Origin of the sequence: Halorubrum rubrum, from assembly GCF_024494685.1 — an archaeon.
Lineage (GTDB): Archaea > Halobacteriota > Halobacteria > Halobacteriales > Haloferacaceae > Halorubrum > Halorubrum rubrum.
On sequence record NZ_JANHDM010000003.1, the window covers coordinates 40,036 to 65,356 of the forward strand.

Sequence of the window (25,321 nt, forward strand, 5' to 3'; positions counted from 1 at the left end):
GGCGCGAGACAGCGGCCGACCGCCGCCATCCGGAAACTGGTCATCGATTCTGACAGCACACATGGACATATTCGGGAGAAACCCGACCGTCGACGGCAAAGCCCGTACGGTCCTGGGTGACCTTTCGGAGGACGCCTCACCGTTCGAGATCCTCCAGACGGTCGACCAGAAGGCGGGCGACGACGTCGACCGAGACGCAGTTGTACAGAAGATACGCGCCCTGGACGAGTCGGTCGACCAGAAGCTCGCCGCCCTCGAGGACGGCAACGACGTCGACCAGAAGGACATGCGGGAAGCTGCCGGCGCGGTCGCCGCCCGGACACCCCTCTCGCAGGCCGGCGCGATGGAACTTCTCTCGGCTACGATCGACGCGGCCGAGCAAATGGATCCCTCGGTGTTCGTCGACGAGTTCGGCGCCGTCGCCGAGGACCAGCACGTCGACGAAGACGAGCTCGACCAGCGAGCGCAGACCAACGACAACACATCAGACATGGACGACAACGACAACGACAACACGACCCCGGACGACCCGGACGTCGACCAGAAGCAGGAAAACGACAACGACCAGATGGACCCGATCGACCTCGTCGAGGAGATCGGCGGCTCGGATGCCCGAGACACCGTCGAGAACTACGCCGAGTCGGTCGGCAAGGATCCGCAGGAGGCCGCCGCCGAGTGGGTCTCCGAGAACGTCCCCGGCGTCACCGTCGAGGGCCACGGCAGCGACGCCGGTGCCAACGGTGACGGCGGCGACGTCGACACCGCGGGCAACGGCCCCGCGAATCCGGACCCCAACGCCCAGCCGGACCAGCCGGTCGACCAGATGCTCGAGGAGAAGGTCGACCAGAAGCTCGGCGACCTCAACATCAACGAGCGCGTCGCGGACGCCGTCACGGCCGACGAGGTCCTCTCGGAGATGGCCGGCGCGGTCGCCCAGAAGCTGGCGACTGACGACGACCTGGCCGACCAGCTCGTCGACACGGTCGACCAGAAGGGCGACTTCGCGACGACCGACGACACCGTCATCCCGGCCCCGGGCGACGACTCGCAGACCGTCGGTGAGGCCGGCGCGGTCACTGGAGGTGATGACGCATGAGCACTGCTGAGACGCATCCGTTCATGAACTACGCCGGCGGGAACAGCCCCAGCCGGTTCATCGAGCAGAATCTCGCCGGCGACGTCCCGCTCGACTGGGACGACGGCCTGCTCCAGCGGGCACAGTACGACACCTCGACCGAGGCGCACGTCAACGCCATCTTCACGGCGACGCTGTACGCGCAGTACAACCAGGAACACGAGTGGATCAACGCCCTCACGCAGGTCGACCGATTCAACGCCTCGCTCGAGGGGCCGGTCACCGCGAAGGCGTACCGTGCGGCCACTGACCCGGTCGACCTCCAGTCCCACACCGAGGGTGGACAGGTCCCCGACGGCCAGACGATGGGCGTCGAGGAGGTCGAGTTCGACCCCAAGCGGTCCGACTCCGTCATCGAGGTGTCGGACCTCCAGGAGATCTACGCGGCCATCGAGGACGCGGTCGGCTTCGAGGAGTTCTGGCAGCTCCAGCAGGAGCAGCTGGACCTCGCGATCGACCGGGACGGGATCGCCCAGGCTGTCATGGCCGGGGACACCCAGTACGGCAGCACCGACGAGATCACCACCCTCGACCGCGTCATCGCCTCCAGCGACGAGGAGGCGCAGGCGCAGGACCCCAACGGGACCGCCTACAACCCTGGCGATCTCGACTACGGGAACATCGAGCGGGCGAGTGACGACTGGGCGGACTCCTACGTCGACTTCGACGCGTCGAGCGTCCGCCAGCTGAACAACGACCTGTTCCCCTCGTTCCTGAACTCGATGAACGAGTTCGCCGACGTCGACGTCTTCAACGACACGGCGATCCTCACGGGCCACGACACCGCGGGCGTGCTCTCCGAGCTCGCCGCCGAGCGGAACAACGTCCGCAACCAGGCCGCGATGTCGGACTTCCGCACCGAGAGCGTCGGCGATGGCGAGACCATCAAGGGGCTCTCCGGGACGGCTCGGTACCGCGACTACGACGGCATCCCGATCATCGGCAACCAGCACGCGATCAAGCACGGCGACATCTCGTCGATCTTCATCGTCCCGACGGACACGATCCGTGGGCAGCCGCGGCTCGCGATCGAGCAGTTCGCCGAGCCGTACGTCGAGACGGCCGGCCGTGGCCAGTCGCAGGGCTACCTCGCGACCGGCAACTACCGGGACCAGGCGCTCATGACGCTGAACCACGAGGTCGTGAACCGCGACTTCGCTTCCGGTGGCCTGCTCCGCGACATCGGCGAGTAACCACCCATGAGCGACCGCGACACTACCACCATCACCATCACCGTCCTCATCGACGACACGCAGTACGTCCGCCAGGTCGAGGGGACACACTGGCGCCGAGACGACGAGCGCACGGTGTACGTCTACAACGACGACACCACGCTGCTCGAGGTCGAAGCCGAACACTTCGTCGAGGCGTTCCGCGAGGACCGCGTCGACACCATCACCACCGTTACTCAGTGACCACATCATGCCCATCAGTACACTCCCAAGCGCACGCGATTTCGAAGAGAAGGATCACGCCGAAGTCGAGTTCGTCGGCTTCCGGTACACTGGCGATCAGTCCACGAAGACCGACCACGACATCCGACAGCGCGTCGGGTACAACGGTCCGGCCAAGTTCCAGGCCGGCCGCGTCTACCTCGCGCTGCTGCCGACGTATCTCGACCCGAACCATGTCGAGAACAACAACATCGGCGTCCACGCCCTGGAGTCTCGCAACGACTTCGAGGTGATCTACGACCCCGAGCGGCTCGCGGAAGCACTGCTCGACCGCAACTACCTGCCGCCCGAGGTGTTCTACGAGGGCTTCGACCGGTGGAAGCGGCAGAAGGTCCTCGAGAAGCTGGACCTCGACGACGTCGGTCGGGTGTTCGAGAAGGACGACGAGGAACCCTACCGCAACCAGCTCCGCGAGATCGCCGGCGTCGAGTCCGACGACGAAGCGTCCATCTCGACGCAGCGCTCCGACGAGTACACCGGCCGGTTCAGCCGGTCGGAAGCGTCGGACGTCGTGAAGCTGCTCCGCCAGGACAGCGATGAGATCGACCTTCGGACGGCTGGCCTCACCGACATGGCCGACTACCTCACCCGGTTCGATCCGGCGACGGTCGAGACTGCGGCCGACGTCGTCAACGGCGACGCCGACGAGTCCGACCTCGAGATCTCCCGCGCCGATGACGGCGACAGTGACGACGAGAACGAGGACGACGCCGACGAGGACACCGACAGCGAGGGGTGACGCCCGATGTCCACCTCCGGTGACCCGATCCGGTACGCTACAGCCAACGAGGTCCTCCTCGCGCTCGATCCTGATACGGACCCGGAGACGGTCCCGGAACACACTCGCGAGCGGGCGATCAAGCGCGCTGCGAGCGCGACGGAGAAGTGGATCAACCGCACCGGGCGAGCGTTCCACCCCGTCCGCGTCGGCGCCGTCGACGAGCCACGGAGCTGGGAAGTCCACGACGTCCAGGACGCGAGCTCGTGGTCGCCAGCGACCGTCATCCTCGACAACGCCCGACCGATGCCGCTGGATCCGGCCGAGGGTGACGCCATCGAGATCCGCACCGGGCGCAGCCAGTGGGACGACGTCACCGACGAGGAGGGTGACGCGTGGGCGATGGACTACCGCCGTCGACGGCTCCGTGTGTTCGAGCGCCGGCTCGCCATCACGCCGCGTGACGATCCGAACACGAGCTTCGTCCGGATCACGTATCGCTACGGCCCGCTCGGCGAGGACGTCCAGATCAACGCGGACAACGTCGTCGAGAGTACTCCTCCGGACGTCCGTGAGGCGGTTGCGGCGAAGGCGGCGTCGATGCTCGCGCTCAGTGACGACACGAAGACTGGCATCCCCGATGACGGGCAGCTAGCCAGCCGCTCCTCGCGGAGTGAGGCGTTGAAGGCAGCCTACGAGGAGACGGCAGCCGAGTACAGCGGCTTCTCAACGGTATGAGTGACGAGCCTACCAACGACGGCGACGAGTCGGCCGCCGGCACAACTGAGGCAGACTATCGGTGGCGCTGGCTGTCGACGATCTACGCGTTCGCGTACGGCCTCGGTCTCCCGGCGTGGATCCTCACGAAGGGTACGGCCGACATCGGCGCAGTGTGGTCGTCGGCGCTCCTTCTCGCGTGGGGCTCGACCGTCGTGTACATCGTTGGGCCCGAGAACGTCCGCGCCTGGCAGGATCTTCGAGGCTCGGGAGGTAAGGGATGACCCTCGAGAACAGCTGGGACGACAAGGCTTCCGAGGCCATCCTCGACGATGCTGCGGCGAAGTTACTCGCGAATGACGGCCCTGTGATGGACGCTATCGAGGCGGCTCACGAGCGGCTCCGCGAGTATGGGCGTGAGTTCGACTACCACGTGGAGCCGATCATCGACTCGCTCCAAGGTCCGGCGATCATCGAGCAGTCCGACCGCCACTTCACGATCCGCTGGGGGTGGGACCACGAGGCCGCACCCTATCTTGAGTGGGGTACGCCCGAGCACACGATCGAGGGCGACCCGGTTCTCTCGTTCATCTGGGAGGACCGACACAACCCGCCGGACTGGGTCGCCGAGGAGTACGAACGCGAGGGCGGCGGCTACCGTGTGTTCCTTCCTGAGGTCGAAGTCGCCGGTATCCGTGAGACGCGCTTCGCGAGGCACGCGTTCGACTGGCTCCGGCGCGAGGTGGCGTCGTGACAGCGCCTGAGACACAGTGGGTGTTCGACACGGTCGCCGGGATCGTCGACGATACGTCGCTCGCGTGGGGGACCTCACAAGATGTCGACACCGACGCCGGCGAGGTGCCGATCCGCCGAGTCGACCGAAACGAGTCAGAGATTTTCGATGGGAGTATCCGGACACGGAAGTCCGAGCTCCAGACGTCGAACTACATCAGCGCCGCACTCGTCGATGACGACGAGTCGCACGGCGGGTTCGGCGGCGAGTACGACGCCGAGGCGATCGTCTCGCTCCGGATCGAGGGACTCACCCATCGAAAGCGAGGGCACATCGACCCGGACGGGCAGGAGGGGATCGACTTCACGACGCTGTACCGGCGCGTTCGCGAGGCGCTCAAGGCGGCCGACGAGTGGCCTGGCGTCGCCGGTGCCGACTACCACACCGTCTTTCTGGAGAACGGGACGAACCGGAGCAGCGACTGGCGTGACTTCTACGACTACCGCGTCGACGTCCGCTTCGACGGCTACGCGGACAGCTGATCACAGACCATGATTCCAACGACCAACACGACTGACGGAGGCGGAGGCACAGATGACCAGCGGTGGTAACGTCGATGTCGCGTTCGATCACGAGCCGGTCGGCGACTACGCCGGCGATCCGACTGATTCGACGCCGAAGACACCCGGACGAAACGGGACCGTCGAGACATCAGAGTTCGACAACGACACGACGCGACAGCGCAACTGGGGCAACGAAACCGTCGAAACGATCGAAGGCATCTTCGACGGTGCGGTCTCGTACTCGTTCGACCTCGTCGATCCCTGGTTCCTCAACCAGGTGTTCGGCCAGCCGCCGACTGCCGGTGGCGAGTCAGAGGCTCCGTACTCCTACACGTGGGAGTTCGTCTCGAACGAGATGCAGTCCGCGCGGTGGTACCTCGGTGCCGACCTTGTCAACGGGTACGCCGAGCGTGCGCTCCACGGCGTCGTCTTCACCGAGATGGAGATCTCCATCTCCATCGGCGACCCGGTACGCGTCTCGCTGTCTGGGTTCTACGCGACCGAGGTGCCGAACACACAGTTCACGCCGAGTTCGCAGCCGACGGCTGACGGGACGCCGCTCATCTTCCACGGTGGGTCGATCGAGATCCCGACGTCAACCGAGATCGTCCGACCGCAGTCGGGGACGCTCTCGGTGTCGACCGGTGCTCGCCCGCAGCGCGAGTGGGCGCGCGAGCCGGTCGCCGCCGTGATCGGCAACCCCGAACCGACGCTCAACCTGACATCGATCGTCATGGACACCGACCTGCTCGAGCTCGGGCTCGGTGCGAGTGACGGTCCGGCGACGAGCGTCGACGGCGCGGCCGACGGCGAGCTTGCGTTCCAGTCGCCCGGCGCGAACGCACTGCGATTCCCGATGGAGGGGATCACCCACTCGACGTACGGTTGGAACAACATCGGGAACGCCGAGGAGGACCTCACGGACGACAACGAGCTCGTGATCGATCGGCTGACGGCGGTCGCCGAGACGGCGTCCGCGGAGGCGAAGTGATGCCCCGCGACATCATCGAGCTTGACCTCGACGAGGAGGCCGACCGCCTCGCCGAGCGCCTCGACTCGATCGCGGCGGCCGAGGTCGACGGCGAGATCACCTCGGAGCAGGCGAACCAACTCGCCGGCAGCGTCGAGCAGCAGATGTACGCACTCGAGGAAGCGCTCGAGGAGCATGGCTCGGATGCGACGTGGTCGATCCGCGCGTTCACTCCCGGGGAGAAGGCGGAGCTCACCGGGCTGATCAGCCGTGCGAAAAAGCAGGCCGACCGGGCTCACCGAGACGTCGATGTCGAGGCGATGCTTGACAACTACTGGGCCGGCGCCGGCCTCGTCGACGCGCCGTTCCTCGACACCGACCCGAGCCTCCAGGAGCGCATCGCTGCCGTTCGGGACAAGCCGAACCCGTACCTGGCGGAGTTCATCGCGAACCGGGTGACCGAGGAGAACACCTTGGGAAACGGGCAGAGGCAGAGTTACTCCGAGCGTGTCGCGGCCGAGAGACAGGCCGCGTCGGACGAGCCTACCTCGGACGAGCCATCCTGATGTACTGCGGGTTCTCACCCGCACAGTTCGACGAGTTCCGCTGGGAGGATGTCGAGCTTCTCATGAGCGCGTTCCCATACCTCCAGCACCCACCCGTCGAGGTGACCGATGATTGAGTTCGAAACCCAGAACACCGTCGACGTCGTCGTCGACGACCGGTCACTCACCGAGGCGAAGGCTGACATCGAGGACGCGCTCTCCTCGGTCCCGCTCGACGTTCAGGCCGAAGTGACTGGCGCCGGCGGCGGGGGCGGCGAGGTCGCCGCTCGCGATCGGGCGCGACAGCGGCAGCTGCTCACGAAGCAGACTGACTCGATCGAAGGGCTGCGCGAAGAGCTCGCCGAGGGTGACGTCAGTAGCGAGTGGCAAGAGCAGCACTCGCTCTCCCGAGAGCGGAACCGACTGCTCCGCGAGATCGCCGAGCGAATCGACGAGGGCAACTTCGATCGGGCGGCTCGGTCGGGCGGCGGCCTCCTCGGCGGCGGCGCTGCGATCCTCGGCGGCGGCGCACTGCTCGGCGTCGGCGCGCTGTCGAGCGTGCTCTCGAGCTTCTCGTGGCCGTCGCTCCCGGAGTTCTCCTGGCCCGAGCTGCCGGACCTCGACCCACCCGCGGAGCCGGACTGGCACCCGCTCGACGTCGTCGAGCCGGATCCCGCTCCGGTGGAAGAACCGAGCGAGGCTCCGGTAGAGAAACCGAGCGAGGCTCCGGTAGAGGAGCCGGGCGAAGCGACCGTCGCGGAGCCGGATCAGGTGGAGGTGGCGGAGCCGGACCCGATGGAGGTAGAGGATCCTGGAAAGATGGAAGTCGCCGAGCCCTCTTGGACGCCGCTTGAGGTAGCTAACCCGACGACGTCCGAGAGTGGGTCGACGAGCGGGACGGAGTCTGGCTCTGGGATCGGTCTGCCCGAACTGCTCGCAGGTGGTATTGGTGGTGCGTTTGGGATCAAAGCGATCCAGCAGTTCGGATCCCAAGCAGCTATTCGGGGGTCATCGGCCGCATCTGGCGGTGCGTTCATGACGCCCGAAGGGCTCGGGATGACCGACTTCGAGGGCGCGAACCAGGCTCGCGGCCGATTCAACCAGTTCCTCGACAACCAGGGAGCTCCAGAGTCGTTCCGACTTCGACGTCTCGATCCAGAGAACGAGTCCCCCGGATCAGTGTTCTCGGCAGAGGGGCGTCAGGCACAGGCGGAAGGGCTCAAAAATATCGCCAGCCGCATCGAGGACGCGATCGCGAACCTCTCGGGCGGCGACGACACCCAGGGACGAACCGAGATCAACGTCGAATCGCGTGTCGAAGCAGACGGCATGACGCGCCGGGAAGTGGAACGAGCCACTGAGCAGGCGAAGCAGGAGGCACTCCGCGAGTTCGATCGTGCGATCCGGAGCAGCGCCAGCGGACAGTACTAGGTGACGCTGTGGTCGTATGCCCGTCTAAGTTGGAATATCGAGAATATAGAGATTGCTAGCGACGCAGACACGACAACCACGATGAAGTCACCTAGAGCCCACCCGTGGTAGATTCCACCGAGAGCTATCAGCGCCCCTAGAATCTCCATGATCCACTCTCGCGGGTCCTTCCCGATCGCCATACTCGCGACGTCTCACCCAGTTAGTAAAGAGGTTCGGGCAGTCCACGACGCAGTTTCCATTCATACCACATGACATCACTACCAACAGCTGACCGCGTCGCCTCGATCTCGATCGAGGGCGACCCAGACGGACAGGGGCGTCGGACGGCCACCTTCGAGCTGTTCACCGGCGGCGAGCAGGGGCTCCAGATCCATCCCGAACAACGTACCCAGGTCCGGGCGACACCGGGGGCTGGGCTCCTCGCGCTCGTCGACGGGACGATCAGCGAGTTCGTCGACGTGCCGATCAACAAGGATCTCTTCATCAACCTCGGCGGGTCGCAGTTCGCCGTCACGCTCGACTTCAACAGCTGGGAGGGCGCGACCGGACCCGATGGCAACCCGCTCCAGTGGGGCGACACGGGCGACCCGAGCGAGCACACGAAGAGCGACGCCACGGGCGAGCACCCGATCAACCAGGTGTCGTGTCTCTTCTGGTGGCTCCGCAACACGCGCGTCTCCTCGGTGAGCGGCGAGCTCTTCCCCGGCGCAGGGATCGCCGGCGACGGCCCGGCGACGCTTCGCTACGGGCAGCATCGCGAGGACGGCGTGTACGACCCACTCGACGTCGTCTTCGAGAACCCGGGCTCGGACTTCCCCGGTGAGTCGATGTCGACGTACAGCGGGTCGATCACTTGTATCGAGGCGATCGACGCCGGCGAGCCGATCGACGCAACTGCGAGGTCGACACGATGACCCGTCGCTACTACCGGTCGGAAGTCCCCGAGAGCAGCCTCGCGAGCAACCGGCTCGATGCCGCTCGCTCGCGGCTCTCTCGCCAGGGCGCTCTCGGCGGGAGTGGCCGTGTCGACCGCGTCTCGGGTGAGTCGCCGGACATCCGCCTGGATGTCGACTACCGCGGCCGCTACGCCGAGCGGATCGCACGGGAACTCCGTGAGGTGCTCTCCGCACCTGGCATCGAGAAAGCGCCGTTCGCGACGGTCGAGGCGAAGCAGGACGCGGATGCGTACTACACGGCCGAGCTCGTCGACGACGAGCCGGCGATGGTCCAGGCGCCGGGCGCGATCTCGGTCGGGGCAAACCTCGTCGAGGTCGGCACCCGCAACACGCACTGGGTCGGCGTGGACACCGCACCGAGCCAACCCGATCCAGGGCATCCGTTCGGGAACGGCACTGACGCGCTCGTCGGCATCCCTGCCGACGCCCGCCGCGTCCAGATCGTCGACTCGACGAGTGAGCCGACCCAGCGCGACCAGCCCATTCCGGTCGCGACCGTCACCGCCGAGCACGGCGACGTCGACCTGTACGACGCGAGTGCCGAGTCGATCGACGAGCCGATCTACCTATTCGACCTGGAATACGATCCGCAGGGCGACGTCGATCCGGGCGTGTGGGACACCTACGGGAACGCGAGCATCCTCGATTCGGACGACGTCGTCGCGTGGGGGCGCGTGTTCGACACGGGCCACGACTTCGGGGACGGTGAGCTCGTCATCGAGAACGGCCTGCTCCGCCTCCGAATCGACGAGCCCACCAACGCGGACGCCACCGCGACCCTCGAGGCCGAGACGTACGACGCCGGCGCGGACAGCTGGACCGCGGTTGATCTCCCCGCCTACCAGGACGGCGATCTCGACACGGACTGGCAGCCGGCCGACGTCGACCTCACCCGCATCAGCCAGGCACGTGTCGCCGCGCAGATCGAGTTCTCGGCCGAGGCCGGCACGAACGCGGGCGACACCTACGCGGCGGACGCCCAGCTGGACCGCGGGCGCGAGGCGCTGTTCGTGACGGAGACGAGCGACGGCGAGCTCCCGCCGGACCTGGAGGCGTTGCTCGCGCCGATCGCGGCGACATCAGTCGTGGATCCGGGCGTCGAGCAGGCGCTCGTTGCGCGTGAGGAGGTGCGTCGCTGATGGTCACCGAGAGTTGGTCGAGCCCAGGTGAGTACACGTGGACGGTTCCGGGCGACGTGCCGGGGCAAGTAACTGTTGAACTGTGGGGCGCGCAGGGTGGCGACGGTGACGGTGGAGCCACCGGAGGCGAAGGCGGATATGTCCATGCCACCATCCCTGTTTCGACCGGCGAGGATCTGGTAATCAACGTCGGTGGCGCTGGTGCGACCCCTTCAAACATCGATAGTGAAACCAGAAGCGGGGGCGGGCACAACGGCGGGGGCGATGCCTATCGTGTCGATAGCATAGTTGGTGGTGCGGGCGGTGGTGCGTCCGACATTCGGCAGGGTGGGTCAACACTCTCAGATCGGCTTGTAGTTGCGGCTGGCGGTGGTGGTGGAGGCCATGGCTGGGACTACAGCGAAAACGGCGGTGCTGGTGGTGCGAACGAGGGTGAATCGGGCGACGATACGTTCGAGTCGTACGGCGGAGGGGGTGGTACACAGGTTGATGGTGGCTCCGGCGGCGGGCTTCAGTACAACGGGAGCGATGGACTTGACGGGTCGTTGGGACAGGGGGGAGACGGCGTCCATTACTATACTAGTTCAGCCAGCGGAGCGGGCGGCGGCGGCTACTACGGCGGCGGGTCTGGCGCTTGTTCGGACCGTGGCGATGGGGACGCTGCTGGCGGTGGCGGCGGCTCGAACTACACCGGGGGCGCGACGGCCGTCACGACCAACCAGCGCGGCGGCTCGACCGGTGACGGCGAGGTCGTCATTACATACGAGACGCTTACGATCCCCTCGGTGTCAGCATCGTACGTCGCGGATGACCAGATCGACGTGACGATCACGGACTCGTCGGCCGACGAATACGACGTCCAGATGCGTCGGGACGGCGGGTCGTGGGAGTCGCCGGCCGGCGGCCCGTCGTCGCCCTCGTCGACGGGGACGTACAGTTATGGCCCTGCGGGCGACACGGCGTACGGCCGGCAGGTCGGGGTCGACTCGTCGTTCGAGTTCCGGGTGCGGTGGGTCTCGGGCGGCACGACGGGCGACTGGGCGTACTCCGGGACGGTGAAAACGAGCCCTCTTCCGCCGCACGATCCGAGCGTGAGTCGGCCGGACGCGTCGACGATTCAGATACACGGGACAGTACAGTCCGACATCAGTTCGAAGATCCGCGTCGAATTCCGCGAAGACATCGGGAACGGGTACAACGATTGGAGCGGCTTCGATTTGGTCGCCGAAGGAGATACAGATCAATTGACATCGGGGTCTGTTGAATCCAAAGGATCCGATTTCACGTTCACCTACGAGACAGGAGAGAGTTATCCCGGATACAGCGGAGACCCGCTCAACGACAACGCTCGGTACCAGTTCCGGCTCCGCACGTGGAACGACCCCAACGGTACGGAACGGAAGGTGTCCAAGTGGGTCTACGCCGACTACGGCAACGAGGGCAACGTGTTCCTCGATACTCAATTCGATACAGAAAGTTGGGATTACGAGGCTGGTTCACCGGAACTTTGGTCAAGCGAGATAACTGATATTGCCGGTGGTGGACCACAGTACGGCAGCAACTCCGCCTTGATACGCGGTGGCGAAGACATAGAGTTCGATTTGGCGGGCCTCGACAGCAGCCCGACCGATGACGTGGTCGTCCTTGCGTGGGTCGGTGTCGGGTCGATGGACGCCGCCAGTGAGGACGGGATCGTCGAGTGGTACGACGGCAGCAGTTGGCAGCAGATAAGCGGCCCGTACGGATGGGAGTACAACAAGCAGGGGTGGTTTCAGGTCCACGCAACCGTGCCCGCATCCTACATCGAGGGCGGCAACAACAACCTCCGAATAGGGAACGTGGCCGGTTCGGCGGACGACTATCTCGCCGTCGATCGTGTCGTCGTCTCGGACATCCTCCACGAGTACACGGAGCCCGCTACGCCGTCGAACCTGTCGCTGGACGTGTCGACGCAGCGAGAGATAACCGGGACGTGGGACCTGAACGCGTCGGTCGCCGACACGGCCGTCCGTGACACCGAAACGTGGTTCGCCCCCACCGACGAATCGCTCAACGGCGCGAACCGTGCCGGCGGGCTGGAGTCGTACACGTTCGACGGGCTGCTCGACGGCGAACGCTACCGACTGGAGGTGAACGACTCTATCATCCAGTACCGCCGCGGATCGGCGGGTCTCGAGATGGACACCGACCGCATCGGTACGGAAGCGACGACCATCCTTCCCGCGCCGACCGGCTTCGCCGTCTCGAACGTCACCGACTCGACCGCCGACTACGCGTGGCAGTCGAACCACAACTACGGGGACGTGCTCGTCCAGTTCAAGCCGACGGACGCGGGATCGTGGACGACCGTCGCGACGCGCGACCTGAACGCGACCACTGAGACGGTCACCGGGCTGCGGAACGGCGAGGCGTACGACGCCCGCGTGGTCGCGAACACGGAGCACGCCCAGACGGAGGACGATTCCTGATGCCCCGACAGTTCACCACCGGCCTCCCGGACGAGGACCAGCCGCTGCTCGGCAACGGCGTCGAGGACGAGATCGCCGTCGACCGCGAGAGCGCACCCACGAACTACGGCGATGTCCGCATCCAGATCCGCGAGACTGGGGCGTCGTCGTGGGACGGATCGGCCGCCGGCTTCGGGGAGTTCATCGGCGCGTTCGACACGATCACGATGGAATTCGTCGGCCGCGAGGACGGCGAGAGGTACGAGGTCCGCGCCCGCACCGAGACCGAGCACGTCACGGGGGGATGGACCGAGCCGGTCGCGATCACCACGCAGTTCCCCGGCGCAACGGCGCTGACAATGACAGCCGCCGGGACGACGACTGTCGACCTCGCATGGACGGACAACGCCGACAACGAGACGGGCCAGCGCGTCATCCGCGAGCGACAGCGTGCGGACGGCACCTGGCGTCGGCAGCGGGTGGTGGCCGACGCCGGCGTCGACGCCGAGACGTTCACCGACGACACGGCCCAGCCCGACCGGACGTACCGCTACCGGGTCGAGCCGTACACCGAGCACACGAGCGCGCAGTCCGACACGGTCACGGCGACGACCGACGCCCTCGCCGGCGTGCGCGACCGCCGCGTCGCCGCCCGGGGCTGGACCGTCGAGGTCGACCACCCGTCGGGCGACACGCTCCGGCCGACCGTCCTCGAGGGCGCGGAGTGGCGACCGCGACTCAAGGCCAAGCCCCAGGTCCGCATCCCCGTCCCGAAGTCCGACACCTGGGAGGCCGAGGGCGTCGAAGGCTCCACGATCCGCGCCTGGAAGCACGGCACGCGTCTGCCGATCGGCGAGGTCCGCAGCGTCGAGCGCGAGGAGGGCCAGGGTGGCACGCGGGACGTCATCATCGCGGCCGGCGGCGTGGCGCTGGATGACGACGTCGAGGGCATCGAGTACCCCGAGGAAGACGCGCACATCGCCGCCGAGGAAGTCATCACCGACGAGCTCGGCTGGGTTGCGAACGTCGACGACCCGCAGACGAGCGCTCGCGAGGACGTCCGCATCTACCAGGCGAGCGACAGCGCGGACTTCAGCGGCGGTATCGAGGGCGAGAGCGGCGGCGACCCGTTCCCGGCGACGTCGCCGCTCACCGTCCAGGACAACGAGGTCTATGCCGAGGCCACGGGGTGGTTCCAGGAGGCCGAGGACGCTGACGGTGGTGGCGTCACGAACACCACGCAGGGCGGCGAGTGGTCGGACGGACAGGCCGTCGAGCTCCGGTCAGGCGACAGCCGGACGTTCGACCTCGACACTGAGCACACCATCCCGCAAGGAGAGCTCTACCTGACGCTCGTCTACGCGATCCCGAGTGATACGGGCCCGGGGCTCGAAGTGACCGTCGACGTCGACGGCGGCAGTGAGATCGTCGTCGAGTCGTTCGGCGAGGGCGGGCTCAACCCGACCGGTGGCGACTTCGATCTCGCGGCCTTCGAGGTGCTGCTGACGGACGGGGACGTCGGCGATCTCCCGCCCGGGAACCACAGCGTCGAGGTCGGCATTCCCGTCACGTCCGGCGGGGAGATGCTTCTGGACTTCGTCCACCAACGCGACGACCGCTTCAGCTACGATCTGGGCGACACCACGCCCGTCGACGGCGTGGTCACTGGCTGGCAGCAGCACCCGGCGGACGTCGACGTCGTGTTCGAGCCGATCTCCTCGGTCGAGCAGGTGGTCGCCGGCCAGCTGGACGTCGAGATGGCGACCGACCAGGGCCCGGTCGCGCTCGGCCTCCGGAACGACACGACCGCGTCGTGGACGGAGGGATCGGGCACGTCGTTCGCGACCGACTTCGCGTCGCCGAGCCAGCTGCTCCAAGCACGCGTCACGCTCGGCCGTGAGGACTCCGGCTCGCAGTCCGGGCAGTTCGGCGACGTTCCGCATCGGTTGGACTTCCTCAACCTCTACGCCGATCTCGTGAACACGCCCGTCCTCATCGACTTCGTCCATCGCGGGTCGATCCTCGATCTGCTCAACCGGATCGCCGACGCTGGAAACTTCATCTGGGAGCTCCGTCGCGCGAGCGAGAGTGCCGACGCGGAGTACCGCATCGAGTGGACGCAGCCCGGCCAGCGGGTCGCCGACCGGGAGCCGACGCTCGTCTCCTATCAGGGCCGGCGGACGATCGAGGGGAGCTATCAGCGCGTCATCGCGGAGGGCAAGACCGCGCGCGTCGAGGCCGAGACGGTCACGACCAACGACTACGGGCTCAACGTCGGCCTCGACGAGGGGCCGGTCGACGCCGGCTCGGAGACCGTCTACGACGTCGGTGATCGCTCGAGCACCTACGAGCGCAACATCGACTACACCATCGGCCACTCCGAGGGGACGCTCACCATCCTCGAGGGCGGGTCGATGTCACCCGATACGGACTACCAGATCGATTACGAGTGGCGCTACGAGGGGCGGTACGCACAGCCCGGCGTCGCCGACCCGAACACGCTTCGCGAGCAGTTCCCCGACGCGACGTCGGACCGAGAGTGCGAGCAGCTCGCGCTCGCCGTCGTTCGCGAGGTCGCGGCGCCGCTTGAGGAGGCCGAGGTGACCATCCGCGAGGACGACCCCGACCGGCCGCTCGTCGCGTCGATCCCGGCCGACCGGCTGCCGTTCGAGGGCCCGCTCAAGGTGCGCGAGGTGAGCGCCGATGCTCGCGAGGTGACGCTGACGCTCGGGAGTCGAGAGAGTGCGGGCGACGTCGTCGACAACTTCAACGACCGGCTCTCGGCGGTCGCGCGGAACGTCTGAGGCGCGGCGCCGAGGCAGTCGGGGCCGCGACGCACGGCAGGACATGGTTAGGGAGGAGGACAAGAAGGCGGATGGGATGGGGAGGGAAACCGTCTTGCCTCCAACAGGGACCAACGGTCCCTAAGAAATGCTGGGGAGTCAGGAAGTGAATGCCTTTCGGTGGTTCCGATATCGCGAGAAACAGTATGTTCGACACAGTCACACCGTCAGCTAGTCGTATCGTTCTCGAACACGCGACCCTGATCGCGCCGGTCGTCGGCCTTCTGTTGCTGCTGGCCGCGCGTCACTACCTTGGTCGGTGGCCCGATCTGTGGCGCTTCCGGCGCGCGGTCCTCCCGGTCGTCGACCGGCTCGCCGACGGTGACTACGACGAGGAGCTCGATGTCGTCGAGGGACACACCGCTATCGATGTGTCCGCGGCGACCGACGCGCTCCCGGAGAAGACCGGGCTGCCGCTCCAGGCGAGTGAGTACGTCGGCGTCCTGGACGCGCCGCCCGGCGACGTTCGCGAGGAGCTCCGTGGGATGCCGCGAGTGTGGCCGAACACGCTCGCGTCGATCCAGTTCGACGTCGTCGACGGCGAGCGCGTGTGGGAGGTCGGCAGCTACGCCTACAGGCCGCAGGGGTTCTTGGGCTCGTGGCAGTATCACGTCCGGCTCACGCCCGCCGACGGCGGGCAGAAGACTGCGCTCTGGGCGCACTACGAGAAGTCGGCCTGGCGGCATCCGGTGGATCACTACAACGCCGTGGGATGGGATGCCGACGAGGGCGTCCGTGAGATCGCGTCGATGTTCACGAGCGACCAGCGGTTCGCTACGAGCGACCGGGCTGTAGAACTGACAGTGAAGTAAGGACCCTTATGGGTTTGTATGCGAAGATTACATTACAAGGGTACCATAATGTACTGTCGTAATGGTGCCTCACATCCACCCCGACGTTGAGGAGGTGCGTGCGAACCCGACTAGTGGTGAGCACATGACTCTCGTGCTTGTGGTGGATGAAGAGAAATCCCTCGAGATCGTAAACCGAATCTCTGAGACAACGGGAGTCGAATTGACTCGTGAGCTAGACGAAGGTGTACTCATACTCAATAGTCTAGAAGAACAGGTTGAGACCGTTGTGGCTCTTCCAGGAGTCCGCTCAGTTTCCCCTGACGGGGAAGCCGAAATCCTCCAGTAACGTCCGTGTTGCCTGAATGGGTTTCATCGGCAGAAGAATATCGCGAATTTATTTTCCGTGCTCATCGAGAGAGCACAAATGCACTCTCTGTTGGAGAGGGTGGCTTTGGTGTTCATGTAGGGATCCTTGATTCAGCTCGAACACTACCGAATGCCGACGGCACATCCACGCAGATCAAGCACGAACGACGCTTTATCGACACGGATCAAGACCTCACGACACCACACGCAACCCGTGTGTTCGATCTTATCCAGCAGTATGCTCCTCATATCACAGTCAGCCTCTATCAGGTGATCAATTCAAACGGGGATCTGGAGGTGGCTGGATATCATGACGCAATTGATGCGGCTATCTCCGATGAGGTAGACATTCTCAATATTTCAATCGGGGATCCGTGGGACATTCCTGTGTACGCTCACCCCCTCTACAGTAAAACACAGAAGGCGGTGGATTCAGGCATAACAGTTGTCGCAGCAGCGGGGAACAATAAAGGTGACCAGCCGAAGCCACCAGTACACATTCCGGCTGTAGTTGATGACGTAATCGCGGTGAACGGGTTCGTCACACGCTGTCCTCAGTCAAAATCGGATACGCACGAACGACGGGAGTCTGGACCATACTACCTTGATGTGGAGACCTCTAATACAGAAACACAACTCGCAGAGGGTGTGTACTGTGGGTACAATGGTTGTGATGGCCGTAGCTGTATAAAAAAACAGACAGAAACTGGATGGTGGGGTAACCCAAGTGTCAAGAACGACAAACCCGATGTCTCAGCACCAGTTATTTACCCCTATGGATCTGGGGATAAGGTGGACTTTTTTGAGGGATCAAGCTACGCAGCACCGATAGTCACAGGCATCTTAGCAGAGGCTTACGGAGAAATTAAACACAGTGTACAAAATCTGCCAACTCCAGCAGAGGTGAGATCACTAGTTCGAGAGACAGCAACACCCGTTAGAGAGAGTGAGATTAGGAAAATAAACGGCTTCAAGATCCACGAAGAGATCTCGAAGAGATACGGAAGTGGCGAGGCGCCTCTCAGTCACTAATTAGTCACAGGCTCCAAAGGCTCTTCACCACCCTGCTGACAGGTGACCACGCGCTCGTCAGTCGTCTCGTTTGCCCGCGGCTCGATACAGCTGGAGTGCCTGGCGGATGTGATAGTTCTTTTCCGCGCTATCGACCGTCTCAAGTGCGTCGTAGAGATGCTGGGCAGCGTCGCCGTCCTGGAGGGAAGGGGACATACCCGGCGGTGCGTGCTCGCCATAATAAAGATGACTTTTTGTGATGTTTCTGATTAGCGAGAGGTTACGCGAAGTCGCCGGCGATCGTCGTGTGCTTGGTCGCCATCCCGCAGCGACGTACGGACGCTTTGATACGACCGCCTCTTCACCCCTCGTGACATCACGTGTGAACCCTGTACTCGCGGTGGGATCAACTAGCGCTCCCACCACTAGTCGATGTCGCGCGCCTCAATGTCGACGCTGAACGTCACGCCGCACGAGCAGTGGACACCGACTTGGATCGCTTCGACCGAGATCGGCGACCGCTCTTTTCAGCAGTTCGGACACGCGGCAGTGAAGGTCTCAGTCATGGTCACCGAGACAGACAGCGCACGCAACTGTAAGTCCAAGGCGTAGGCACTGAGCACACCGAGAACCGCCGTTGGAGACACCGTCGCTAGAGCATCGAGAACTGTCGCAACGATATAGGCTATCAGTCAAAATAGTACTTGAGAAAAACTGTCTCGCCTGAGTTGTGGGCAGTCGCTCTCGCGGTGTCGTCGTTGACGGGATGCCCTCCGCAGCACGAGTCACTCGTTGGGAACGCACAGAAGAGCTATACCTCGGAAAGGGACGATGGTACACGAGCAATGACAGATGGGACAAATCGCCGATCCTTCCTCGCCGTAACTGGGACGAGTACCGCTGCGGCCCTCGCCGGCTGCTCCGGAGGGTCGCCGTTCCAAACCGATGATGGTAACGAGACGACGGAGGATGGCGACGATTCCGAGACAGAAGCGACAGAAGCGACAGAAGCGACGGAAGCGACACTAACGCTCCAGGTCCAACCGGACCAGGACGCACTGACGACCGCCCAAGAGGACCTCCAAGAAGCGATCGACGAGGGGGAGATCACCCGACAGGAGGCGCAAGAAGAGTACCAAAGCACACAAACGGAATTGACGGCAGAAGCGGTGAGCGCCTACGAAGAAACCGCGGCGGACACCGACGGCGTCTCGGTCGAGGACGCGGAACCAGAGGACGGCCTTCTCCGTGTCAGCGCACCCGCTGCGACGTTCGTCAGCGGGCTTCAAGACGGCGATGTTAGGGCGGTTCTGCCCAGTGAGTACTACGATCAGTATCTCCAGCAGCAGCAGATTCAAGAGCAGATCGCCAACCAGCAGGAAGACGACGGGAACACGACCGACGAGTGAAGTTGTCGAGCGGTCGCACGATCGTCGACGAGGGCGTTCGGGAGGTGGCGTCGTGGTTTGCGAGTGACGAGTGGTTCAGGTTGTTTCGTACCAAGAAATAAATAGGAGCCATCGAAAGCACTGGTATCCACCAGCGCTTTCAATAGAGGACCGTCACAACCTGGGACAGAACCCAGATCCCGACGATCGCAACGAAAGCTGCTCTGAACAGCTCATTCACGATTTCGGCGTTCATTTGTCTTGTGTCGCTGGTGGATTCATTACCGTCCAGCGACATCTCGAAGCACATTCTCGTGGTATAAAAACACCCATGTGCCGGGTAAGGACAGTTGGGATACTCTTATCCCTGTATGCTTTTTCGGACTCCGCTATCGCTCCCACCACTCGTTGACATCCCGCGCCTCAATGTCGACACTGAAGCTCACGCCACACGAGCAGTGGACGCCGATCTGCCCGGCGTGGTCGGTCATGTGCTTTTTTTCCTCGCCGCAACCAGGGCAGGCGACGCTGAAGTGCTCGGCCATACTGGACAGTCGCTCGCGAGAGCTAAAAGAGCGTGCGGCTAGGGTTCGTCGAGCAGCTCGTCGCGCGCCTGCTTCAACTCATGATATCGGATGGTCGTACTCGTGGAACGCGTACTCGCCTTTCCGCATCACCCAGTAGTGACCGCCCGCCTGGACGACATCGCCCCGCTCGAGGGCGGTCGCGAGCAGCTCCCGAGCGTGGTCGTCGTCGACGTCGAGCTCGTCGTTCGCGAGGTCGCCGATCTCGTCTTCATCGAGTGCTGGATTCTCGGCGACGAGTCGGACGATCGCGTCGTATGCCGTCATTTCATACCCAACAGCTGCGGTTCCGCGCGTCAACAGCCTTATTCTCCGATTCACGTGCGTTCTCGTAGTTGCCACCCTCGGCCGCAGCGGAAGCATCATTCATGTGGGTCGCGGAATCCAGCATCGCTCCCGCAGCGCAGGTTCGCTCGATGAATACGTCTCGGATGGAGGCCGGGACTTCGGATTCGGCTTGTAGATACTGTGTCTGAGCAGTACTTAGATGCTGGCTCGCCTCGAGGAACGTTTCCTCGGCGTCCGCGTACTCCTCTTCATCTTCGTACGTCTCCATGGCGGCCCAGTACAACTCCAGACCGGTGTAGAAGGGGATCGTCGCATCCGTGTAGATGAGATACGCATCTGTAAGTTCAGCCAGTTCGTCGAACGCCTCGGTTGTGCGCGTTCGACTGATCGCATCCGTGTCGACGACGTCGATCTCGATTCCATCGAGACGTTCGCGGGCCGATGTGATCGGTTCAGATCCATCCGAAAACAGCCCACCTGCCTCATCCAATTTCTCGATCGAATCCTCATATCGTTGCGTGTTCCGATACGCCTCCGCCGTCGAGAGCGTGTTGAGTGCCTCGCCGATCGTCTCAAGCCCGGTTGTGAACTCACGGAGCACTGAGACGTAGTCGCGGTAGGCCTGGAGTTCCTCTTCAGAAATCACGTCGGTAGGCGACTCGATCCGGTCAAGTGCTTCATCGGCCTGATCAAGCGCGAGATGGATCGCATCCGTCGAGACCGAGGCATCTGGTCCAATCGAAAACGAGAACGTCGTCTCCTGCTCGATGAGCCGAACCGCGCGGTCGATGTTGTCCTCCGCGTCCTCGAGCGCTTCCTCGACATCGACATCTGACTCCCCGCTGTCCGACCCATCGCTCGTGTTGCCTGATGCTTCCGTCGACGAGTCAGCACTTGTGTTGTTCGACGACTCTGGTGACGAGTCGTCAGTGGCGGGAGGCTGGCCGTCCGATACGCAGCCGGCCACTGCGATCGTCCCCGTACTCCCGAGTAGCTTGAGTGCCCCCCTCCGATTCATAGCTCGTTGTCACTTGCCGTGAGCAATAAATCCGTGCTTAATCTTGGTAGCTAATTAAGCAGACTCGAGAAGTGTGTCGCCAAAGTTCATCCATCAATTCCTCCGTCTTCACCCGCAGAGCGGCCACTTATCCGACCTCATTGAGCCCGCCGGTGCCAGGTCAACGGTCATGAGAACTCTACCTCAAGCAGTCCAGCCGCTGCGGAGACATCGAATACATCCGACCCATAAAACACCGATAGTGGGAGCTCCCGCTCAGGGTTCGCGTATTCCTCCTGCCAGAGCAGGGCGAGCTCTTTCAGATCAGACGCCCGAACCAACCGGATATCCGTCCCGATCTGCATCTCCAATTTCATCGCATTCGTCTCCGCTTGGTCTGTGAAGTCCGGGGCGATGATGAGGAACCACTCGACATCGTGCTGCTTGCTCTTGGTGTCGATGTAGCTCTTGATCTTACTCCGGGTGTCACTCCCCAGCTTGAACTTGTTTCGACGTCGCTTGTTATCCCACAGCAGCCACTTCCCACCCTGCTCGATCTCACCGTCTGCGACCATCCCCGTTGCCTGCTGGCCTAACTGGTTCACCCCCTCGAGGTTGAACGCCTCACGGAAGATCTCTCCAGTCGCGTCTTCGAACAGGATATCGAGCTTCTCCTCAGCGTTATCGGCGTCGACGAGGTCCTGGAGCTGCGGTGGGACCTGGTTGACTGCGCCATCGGCGATCTCCTCATAGGCACCAAGATAGAGGTCGACCGCCGGTTCGCCCTCCTCGACGGACTTCTGCGACTGCTCAAAGTACTCGATGATGGCCGAAACCATCTCGTCGGTCTTCTGCTTGTGAGCGTCGAGGCCGTACTGATCGACGATATTCTTCAACTCGTCTTTGTCAACGACTTCTTTCAGCAGTTCGCTCGGGTAGATCCCGGCTTGGGCGATGTTCTCGCGACGGTTCTCGTTTTTACCGTAGTTTTTCCCCTCGACCCCGAACCGTTCACGAGCCTCGATCAGAACGGACTGCTGGTCGAATACATCGAGCGTCTCCAGCATCGCCAGCAGATTCTCCTCCGACATCTCATAGTACAACCAATCGCGTACGACCTCGATGTAGTCCTCCGGGATCCCGACGAGTTCCTTGGTATGCTCTCCGTTCACCTCATACACGAGCGCCTGCTCCTGAAGCGACCAGAGTCCCTTTTCGATCGTATCGAGTGCGTGCTCGGGACTATCCGACCGGGAGACCTTCGGGAACCGTCCGATCGACGAGAGACGTCTGAAAAAGTCCAGCCAGGTGTAGTACTCGTGTTTGCTCTCCTGGGCCCGGTTGTGGAGTTCGAAGTAGCTGTACACCATGTGGAGCTCCGAGTCGTCGACTTGGTTCTGATAGTCGACGGCCGCCTGGGAGAGATGGAGGAGATCGTCCGTGTCGTCAAACGACTCTTCGTCGTACTTCTCGATAAATGAGCGCTGCCAGTCCTGGACTGCGTCGAGGAGATCTCCTTTCTCCATGTTGTAGTCGGGCTGTTGGATGAGCTGACGCAGAATCCCGTATCGAATGACGAGCGCCTGGTATGGAGAATCGTTGATCGCAGTCACCCGCGGCGGAGTAAAGTCATTCAGTTCGGTCCGGAGGCGCTCCGGATCGGCGAGTGCCGGAACATACGTCTTCAGGTACTTCTCCCGGTCATCAAACCCGTCATGTTTGAACGACTCCGGGTCAAAGTCGTCCGTTTGAGCCTTCGTGTCGTCTTTCACGAAGCGCTTCCGTTCGTAACTGTTCCAATCTCTATCGATGAGATCGATTAGCTCCATGGGATAAGCTGTCATCATTACCGTTACACTTCAATCTGAGTGATCGTTAGGATTCGTGAGATCTGCCTGTTGGAATGATCCGCAGTCGAAAGTGGGAGTTACACGAAGTCGCCAAGTGCACCCTGCCCGTCTTCCCGTGTCGTCTCTTGTCCCCGTTGGACCTCCTGACACTCCGAGCAGAGGAAGTCACCCGCGATCGTTGTCGCCTCGGTCTCGGTCCCGCAGCGTTCGCAGTGACCGTCCGCGCAACTCGTACAGAGCGTCTCGCCGTCGACATCGACGAGGACCGCGCCGTTCGAGGCGACGCCGCAGTCGGTACACTCACTCATGATCAGTTCGACGCCAGCTCTGCCAGCACCTGCTCGTACGTCTCTTCGATCGTCGCGTCGTCGACATCGTAGTTCCCGAGCTCGGCCTCGACCTTCTCACGGATGTTCGGCGCGATGGAGCCGTTCTTGTTCTTCCGGACGAAACCGTGGTCGATCACTGTGCTCATGTCCTCGTAGTGCGAGCTGCTCGGGTTGCTTTGTAGGCCGAACGTCCGCTGAGCCCACTCTTTCTGGCTGCTGACCGTCTTGCCGTGCGCCTCGATGTACTTCAGAAGGCGACGCTGGCGCTCGTTCAGGTTCTCGATTGTCGAGACGATCCGGTCGACGGCGTCCTGCTGGAACTCCGCCATGATCGAGCTCTCAACCGTCGACGACGTCGGGGATTCGGGGGCGGCGTCATCGGTCGTGGTCTCGGGCTCGGCCGGCGGTGCTAGGTCGACATCAACCTCGAACGTCTCGACGAGCGCGGCGACGTCCTCACGCGCGCCCTCGAACGCCGACCGGAACTCTTGGACGTCCGCTTCGAGGTCGGCCACCGCCTCCTGTAGAGCCTCGTTCTGCTCGGCGAACTCGTCGCGCTCGTCCTGGACGTCATCGAGTTGGTCCTGGATCCGGTCGCGCTCCTGCTTCAGCTCGTCGACGCGGCCTTGGAGCTCCTGGACGCCCTCGCCGACCTCCGCCGCAGCGCCGGCGCCAGCGCCGCCGTTCCCCGAGCCGACGAGGCGCTCCATCGCATCCGAGAGCTTGTCGACGTTCGCGAGCTCCTCCTCCAGCTCTGCCTTCTCCTCGCGAAGCCGCTCGTTCTCCTCACGGAGCCGCTCGAGTTCGTCCTCGCGCTCGGCACGGCGCTCGCGTTCGGCCTCGACGTCGTCCTGGATCTCCTCGAGGACGTTGCTCAGTTCGTCGGGGGTCTCGGGGAGCTCGAAGGACTCCTCACGAGGGTCCGGCGACCGGCGCTTCCGGACCTTCGTCGGGCCCACGAGGTCGCCGTCCGTGATGGACTCACCGCGCGCGAGGATCTCTCCGGTACCGAGGTTCGCCAGCTCGTCCTCCGAGCAGCGAAGCGCGTCCGCCGTCCGGTCGACGTCCTCGTCCCCCGGCTTGTGGGCGATGTAGTCGTCACACAACTGGATCACTCCGTTGTGGAGGAACGCCCGACGCTGGTAGCCGGACACGACGGAGATCCCCTTGTTCCCGCCCTCGGTCGCGACCTTGATGAGCTGGCCGCGGCACCGCTTGACGTGCTCGTCGAGCTCGGGCTCGGGCGCGGAGTTCTTCGGCGCGAGGTAGTGAACCTCGTCGACGACCAGGAGGCTCTTCGTCCGGTCCCCGCTCCGGTATTTCTCGTGGGCCCGGTCGTTCAGGCTCCGGACTGCGCGGGCTGCGGCCTCGTGGACGCGAGAGCCGTCCTGCTCGTAGTCGGCGTACGTCGAGACGTCGAGGAGGATCTTCATCCCGCGGTCGAGGATCCAGCTGCCGATCTGGTCGAGGTCCTCGAGGCCGACCGCCAGGTCGACGCCCTCCTCTTCGCGAGCGCCGACGACGACGATGTCCTCGTCCTCGAGGCGGACGGGGCTGAGCGCGCCCAGCCGCTCGATGATCAGCGTCGGGATCGAGACGTCAGCGAGGTCCTCGAGGATGACGGCGAGCGTGTTGGACTTGCCCGTCCCAGAGGTCCCCTCGACACTGAGTCTGAAGTCTTGTGTCGCGACCGGATCGAAGCCGACGTCGCCCAGCGTGACCGTGGAGTCGGCGGTCTCGCCCCCGTCCGCGAGTTCAGTCTGGGCGCTCATCGCACACCTCGTCGACGACCATCTCGTACGCTTCGGGGAAGTACTCCTCGAGGAACTCGACGTCGTCTCCGAATCGTTTCCGGATTCGGTTCCGGACGATGCTCTTCACTTTGTACTCGTAGTTGTCCGACACATCGGCGTCGCCGCTGATGATCTCCCGCTCCCGATCGGTCACCAGGGCGCGACCCTCCTCTGACATCAACTCCTCTCTTTCTGGCGTGGCCATATATTACCTCATGTCGTAATCATACGCCATACCGTAAATAGATTACCCTAAAGAGTATGTAC

The 25,321-nt window shown here is 63.7% G+C and carries 28 protein-coding genes; 19 read left to right on the top strand and 9 right to left on the bottom strand.

Translation table 11 applies throughout. The features are described from left to right. The first annotated feature begins 61 nt into the window (after positions 1-61). The 11 genes from NO889_RS04390 to NO889_RS04440 all read left to right on the top strand — a co-directional run bounded on the left by NO889_RS04390 (position 62) and on the right by NO889_RS04440 (position 8,266). Positions 62-1,096 (top strand): hypothetical protein, encoded by a 1,035-nt coding sequence (locus NO889_RS04390; protein WP_256411048.1) that lies wholly within the window; start codon positions 62-64, stop codon positions 1,094-1,096. After that, complete coding sequence (locus tag NO889_RS04395) at positions 1,093-2,328, top strand: hypothetical protein (RefSeq protein WP_256411049.1); 1,236 nt, start codon at positions 1,093-1,095, stop codon at positions 2,326-2,328. Before NO889_RS04390 ends, NO889_RS04395 begins: the two co-directional genes overlap by 4 nt. Positions 2,329-2,334: 6 nt before the next feature. Then, positions 2,335-2,550 carry a hypothetical protein gene (locus NO889_RS04400; protein ID WP_256411050.1) on the top strand — a complete coding sequence of 72 codons (216 nt, stop codon included), beginning with the start codon at positions 2,335-2,337 and terminating at the stop codon, positions 2,548-2,550. Between the two features lie 7 nt (positions 2,551-2,557). Next, positions 2,558-3,328, top strand: coding sequence for a hypothetical protein (locus NO889_RS04405; protein WP_256411051.1), 771 nt, complete (start codon positions 2,558-2,560; stop codon positions 3,326-3,328). A gap of 6 nt (positions 3,329-3,334) precedes the next feature. Beyond that, the gene (locus tag NO889_RS04410) at positions 3,335-4,045 is read left to right on the top strand and encodes a hypothetical protein (protein WP_256411052.1); all 711 of its coding nucleotides are present in this window, start codon (positions 3,335-3,337) and stop codon (positions 4,043-4,045) included. Further along, the gene (locus tag NO889_RS04415; RefSeq protein WP_256411053.1) at positions 4,042-4,308 is read left to right on the top strand and encodes a hypothetical protein; all 267 of its coding nucleotides are present in this window, start codon (positions 4,042-4,044) and stop codon (positions 4,306-4,308) included. The genes NO889_RS04410 and NO889_RS04415 overlap by 4 nt, the downstream gene beginning before the upstream one ends. After that, positions 4,305-4,778: a hypothetical protein gene (locus tag NO889_RS04420; protein ID WP_256411054.1), complete on the top strand. Its 474-nt coding sequence runs from the start codon at positions 4,305-4,307 to the stop codon at positions 4,776-4,778. The genes NO889_RS04415 and NO889_RS04420 overlap by 4 nt, the downstream gene beginning before the upstream one ends. Then, positions 4,775-5,299, top strand: coding sequence for a hypothetical protein (locus NO889_RS04425; RefSeq protein WP_256411055.1), 525 nt, complete (start codon positions 4,775-4,777; stop codon positions 5,297-5,299). Before NO889_RS04420 ends, NO889_RS04425 begins: the two co-directional genes overlap by 4 nt. Positions 5,300-5,351: 52 nt before the next feature. After that, entirely contained in the window at positions 5,352-6,311 is a 960-nt protein-coding gene (locus NO889_RS04430; RefSeq protein WP_256411056.1) for a phage tail tube protein, read from the top strand. Beyond that, a complete protein-coding gene (locus tag NO889_RS04435; RefSeq protein ID WP_256411057.1) occupies positions 6,311-6,856 on the top strand; it encodes a hypothetical protein in 546 nt (181 codons plus the stop codon). The genes NO889_RS04430 and NO889_RS04435 overlap by 1 nt, the downstream gene beginning before the upstream one ends. Positions 6,857-6,964: 108 nt before the next feature. Continuing rightward, positions 6,965-8,266: a hypothetical protein gene (locus tag NO889_RS04440; RefSeq protein WP_256411058.1), complete on the top strand. Its 1,302-nt coding sequence runs from the start codon at positions 6,965-6,967 to the stop codon at positions 8,264-8,266. On the opposite strand, the gene NO889_RS04445 is transcribed toward NO889_RS04440, so the two are convergent. After that, positions 8,263-8,448, bottom strand: a complete 186-nt coding sequence (locus tag NO889_RS04445; protein ID WP_256411059.1) for a hypothetical protein — start codon at positions 8,446-8,448, stop codon at positions 8,263-8,265. The two genes, NO889_RS04440 and NO889_RS04445, sit on opposite strands and share 4 nt — an antisense overlap. A gap of 69 nt (positions 8,449-8,517) precedes the next feature. Here NO889_RS04445 and NO889_RS04450 point away from each other — a divergent pair, with 69 nt between their 5' ends. From NO889_RS04450 to NO889_RS04480, 7 genes are all read left to right on the top strand, one after another. Continuing rightward, complete coding sequence (locus NO889_RS04450) at positions 8,518-9,183, top strand: hypothetical protein (protein ID WP_256411060.1); 666 nt, start codon at positions 8,518-8,520, stop codon at positions 9,181-9,183. Beyond that, entirely contained in the window at positions 9,180-10,364 is a 1,185-nt protein-coding gene (locus NO889_RS04455) for a hypothetical protein (RefSeq protein ID WP_256411061.1), read from the top strand. The genes NO889_RS04450 and NO889_RS04455 overlap by 4 nt, the downstream gene beginning before the upstream one ends. Further along, positions 10,364-12,832 (top strand): fibronectin type III domain-containing protein, encoded by a 2,469-nt coding sequence (locus tag NO889_RS04460; RefSeq protein WP_256411062.1) that lies wholly within the window; start codon positions 10,364-10,366, stop codon positions 12,830-12,832. Before NO889_RS04455 ends, NO889_RS04460 begins: the two co-directional genes overlap by 1 nt. Further along, on the top strand, positions 12,832-15,615 hold the full coding sequence (locus tag NO889_RS04465; RefSeq protein WP_256411063.1) for a fibronectin type III domain-containing protein: 2,784 nt from the start codon (positions 12,832-12,834) through the stop codon (positions 15,613-15,615). The genes NO889_RS04460 and NO889_RS04465 overlap by 1 nt, the downstream gene beginning before the upstream one ends. 185 nt (positions 15,616-15,800) lie before the next feature. Beyond that, a complete protein-coding gene (locus NO889_RS04470) occupies positions 15,801-16,466 on the top strand; it encodes a hypothetical protein (RefSeq protein ID WP_256411064.1) in 666 nt (221 codons plus the stop codon). Positions 16,467-16,527: 61 nt separating this feature from the next. Next, on the top strand, positions 16,528-16,794 hold the full coding sequence (locus tag NO889_RS04475; protein ID WP_256411065.1) for a hypothetical protein: 267 nt from the start codon (positions 16,528-16,530) through the stop codon (positions 16,792-16,794). Between the two features lie 236 nt (positions 16,795-17,030). Beyond that, complete coding sequence (locus tag NO889_RS04480; protein WP_256411066.1) at positions 17,031-17,846, top strand: S8 family serine peptidase; 816 nt, start codon at positions 17,031-17,033, stop codon at positions 17,844-17,846. Positions 17,847-17,903: 57 nt separating this feature from the next. Here the strand turns inward: NO889_RS04480 and NO889_RS04485 are convergent, their stop codons facing one another. Continuing rightward, positions 17,904-18,041 carry a hypothetical protein gene (locus NO889_RS04485; protein WP_256411067.1) on the bottom strand — a complete coding sequence of 46 codons (138 nt, stop codon included), beginning with the start codon at positions 18,039-18,041 and terminating at the stop codon, positions 17,904-17,906. A 629-nt stretch (positions 18,042-18,670) separates the two neighbouring features. Between NO889_RS04485 and NO889_RS04490 the strand changes: the two genes are divergently transcribed. Next, on the top strand, positions 18,671-19,234 hold the full coding sequence (locus tag NO889_RS04490; RefSeq protein WP_256411068.1) for a hypothetical protein: 564 nt from the start codon (positions 18,671-18,673) through the stop codon (positions 19,232-19,234). Between the two features lie 368 nt (positions 19,235-19,602). On the opposite strand, the gene NO889_RS04495 is transcribed toward NO889_RS04490, so the two are convergent. From NO889_RS04495 to NO889_RS04525, 7 genes are all read right to left on the bottom strand, one after another. Then, entirely contained in the window at positions 19,603-19,758 is a 156-nt protein-coding gene (locus NO889_RS04495; RefSeq protein ID WP_256411069.1) for a hypothetical protein, read from the bottom strand. 78 nt (positions 19,759-19,836) lie between these two features. Beyond that, a complete protein-coding gene (locus NO889_RS04500; RefSeq protein WP_256411070.1) occupies positions 19,837-20,064 on the bottom strand; it encodes a hypothetical protein in 228 nt (75 codons plus the stop codon). A 1-nt stretch (position 20,065) separates the two neighbouring features. Next, entirely contained in the window at positions 20,066-21,103 is a 1,038-nt protein-coding gene (locus tag NO889_RS04505; protein ID WP_256411071.1) for a hypothetical protein, read from the bottom strand. 167 nt (positions 21,104-21,270) lie between these two features. Beyond that, positions 21,271-22,911: a hypothetical protein gene (locus NO889_RS04510; protein ID WP_256411072.1), complete on the bottom strand. Its 1,641-nt coding sequence runs from the start codon at positions 22,909-22,911 to the stop codon at positions 21,271-21,273. A gap of 98 nt (positions 22,912-23,009) precedes the next feature. Beyond that, positions 23,010-23,240: a hypothetical protein gene (locus tag NO889_RS04515; protein ID WP_256411073.1), complete on the bottom strand. Its 231-nt coding sequence runs from the start codon at positions 23,238-23,240 to the stop codon at positions 23,010-23,012. Between the two features lie 2 nt (positions 23,241-23,242). Continuing rightward, positions 23,243-25,033, bottom strand: coding sequence for an ATP-binding protein (locus tag NO889_RS04520; RefSeq protein WP_256411074.1), 1,791 nt, complete (start codon positions 25,031-25,033; stop codon positions 23,243-23,245). Continuing rightward, complete coding sequence (locus NO889_RS04525) at positions 25,017-25,259, bottom strand: hypothetical protein (RefSeq protein ID WP_256411075.1); 243 nt, start codon at positions 25,257-25,259, stop codon at positions 25,017-25,019. The genes NO889_RS04520 and NO889_RS04525 overlap by 17 nt, the downstream gene beginning before the upstream one ends. Positions 25,260-25,321: the final 62 nt, after the last annotated feature.

Bases quoted from the DNA above. Each gene is read 5' to 3' on its own strand.
- NO889_RS04390 (WP_256411048.1), top strand. From the start codon at position 62: ATGGACATATTCGGGAGAAACCCGACCGTCGACGGCAAAGCCCGTACG.
- NO889_RS04395 (WP_256411049.1), top strand. From the start codon at position 1,093: ATGAGCACTGCTGAGACGCATCCGTTCATGAACTACGCCGGCGGGAAC.
- NO889_RS04400 (WP_256411050.1), top strand. From the start codon at position 2,335: ATGAGCGACCGCGACACTACCACCATCACCATCACCGTCCTCATCGAC.
- NO889_RS04405 (WP_256411051.1), top strand. From the start codon at position 2,558: ATGCCCATCAGTACACTCCCAAGCGCACGCGATTTCGAAGAGAAGGAT.
- NO889_RS04410 (WP_256411052.1), top strand. From the start codon at position 3,335: ATGTCCACCTCCGGTGACCCGATCCGGTACGCTACAGCCAACGAGGTC.
- NO889_RS04415 (WP_256411053.1), top strand. From the start codon at position 4,042: ATGAGTGACGAGCCTACCAACGACGGCGACGAGTCGGCCGCCGGCACA.
- NO889_RS04420 (WP_256411054.1), top strand. From the start codon at position 4,305: ATGACCCTCGAGAACAGCTGGGACGACAAGGCTTCCGAGGCCATCCTC.
- NO889_RS04430 (WP_256411056.1), top strand. From the start codon at position 5,352: ATGACCAGCGGTGGTAACGTCGATGTCGCGTTCGATCACGAGCCGGTC.
- NO889_RS04435 (WP_256411057.1), top strand. From the start codon at position 6,311: ATGCCCCGCGACATCATCGAGCTTGACCTCGACGAGGAGGCCGACCGC.
- NO889_RS04440 (WP_256411058.1), top strand. From the start codon at position 6,965: ATGATTGAGTTCGAAACCCAGAACACCGTCGACGTCGTCGTCGACGAC.
- NO889_RS04445 (WP_256411059.1), bottom strand. From the start codon at position 8,448: ATGGCGATCGGGAAGGACCCGCGAGAGTGGATCATGGAGATTCTAGGG.
- NO889_RS04450 (WP_256411060.1), top strand. From the start codon at position 8,518: ATGACATCACTACCAACAGCTGACCGCGTCGCCTCGATCTCGATCGAG.
- NO889_RS04455 (WP_256411061.1), top strand. From the start codon at position 9,180: ATGACCCGTCGCTACTACCGGTCGGAAGTCCCCGAGAGCAGCCTCGCG.
- NO889_RS04460 (WP_256411062.1), top strand. From the start codon at position 10,364: ATGGTCACCGAGAGTTGGTCGAGCCCAGGTGAGTACACGTGGACGGTT.
- NO889_RS04465 (WP_256411063.1), top strand. From the start codon at position 12,832: ATGCCCCGACAGTTCACCACCGGCCTCCCGGACGAGGACCAGCCGCTG.
- NO889_RS04470 (WP_256411064.1), top strand. From the start codon at position 15,801: ATGTTCGACACAGTCACACCGTCAGCTAGTCGTATCGTTCTCGAACAC.
- NO889_RS04475 (WP_256411065.1), top strand. From the start codon at position 16,528: ATGGTGCCTCACATCCACCCCGACGTTGAGGAGGTGCGTGCGAACCCG.
- NO889_RS04485 (WP_256411067.1), bottom strand. From the start codon at position 18,041: ATGTCCCCTTCCCTCCAGGACGGCGACGCTGCCCAGCATCTCTACGAC.
- NO889_RS04490 (WP_256411068.1), top strand. From the start codon at position 18,671: ATGACAGATGGGACAAATCGCCGATCCTTCCTCGCCGTAACTGGGACG.
- NO889_RS04495 (WP_256411069.1), bottom strand. From the start codon at position 19,758: ATGGCCGAGCACTTCAGCGTCGCCTGCCCTGGTTGCGGCGAGGAAAAA.
- NO889_RS04500 (WP_256411070.1), bottom strand. From the start codon at position 20,064: ATGACGGCATACGACGCGATCGTCCGACTCGTCGCCGAGAATCCAGCA.
- NO889_RS04505 (WP_256411071.1), bottom strand. From the start codon at position 21,103: ATGAATCGGAGGGGGGCACTCAAGCTACTCGGGAGTACGGGGACGATC.
- NO889_RS04510 (WP_256411072.1), bottom strand. From the start codon at position 22,911: ATGGAGCTAATCGATCTCATCGATAGAGATTGGAACAGTTACGAACGG.
- NO889_RS04515 (WP_256411073.1), bottom strand. From the start codon at position 23,240: ATGAGTGAGTGTACCGACTGCGGCGTCGCCTCGAACGGCGCGGTCCTC.
- NO889_RS04520 (WP_256411074.1), bottom strand. From the start codon at position 25,033: ATGAGCGCCCAGACTGAACTCGCGGACGGGGGCGAGACCGCCGACTCC.
- NO889_RS04525 (WP_256411075.1), bottom strand. From the start codon at position 25,259: ATGGCCACGCCAGAAAGAGAGGAGTTGATGTCAGAGGAGGGTCGCGCC.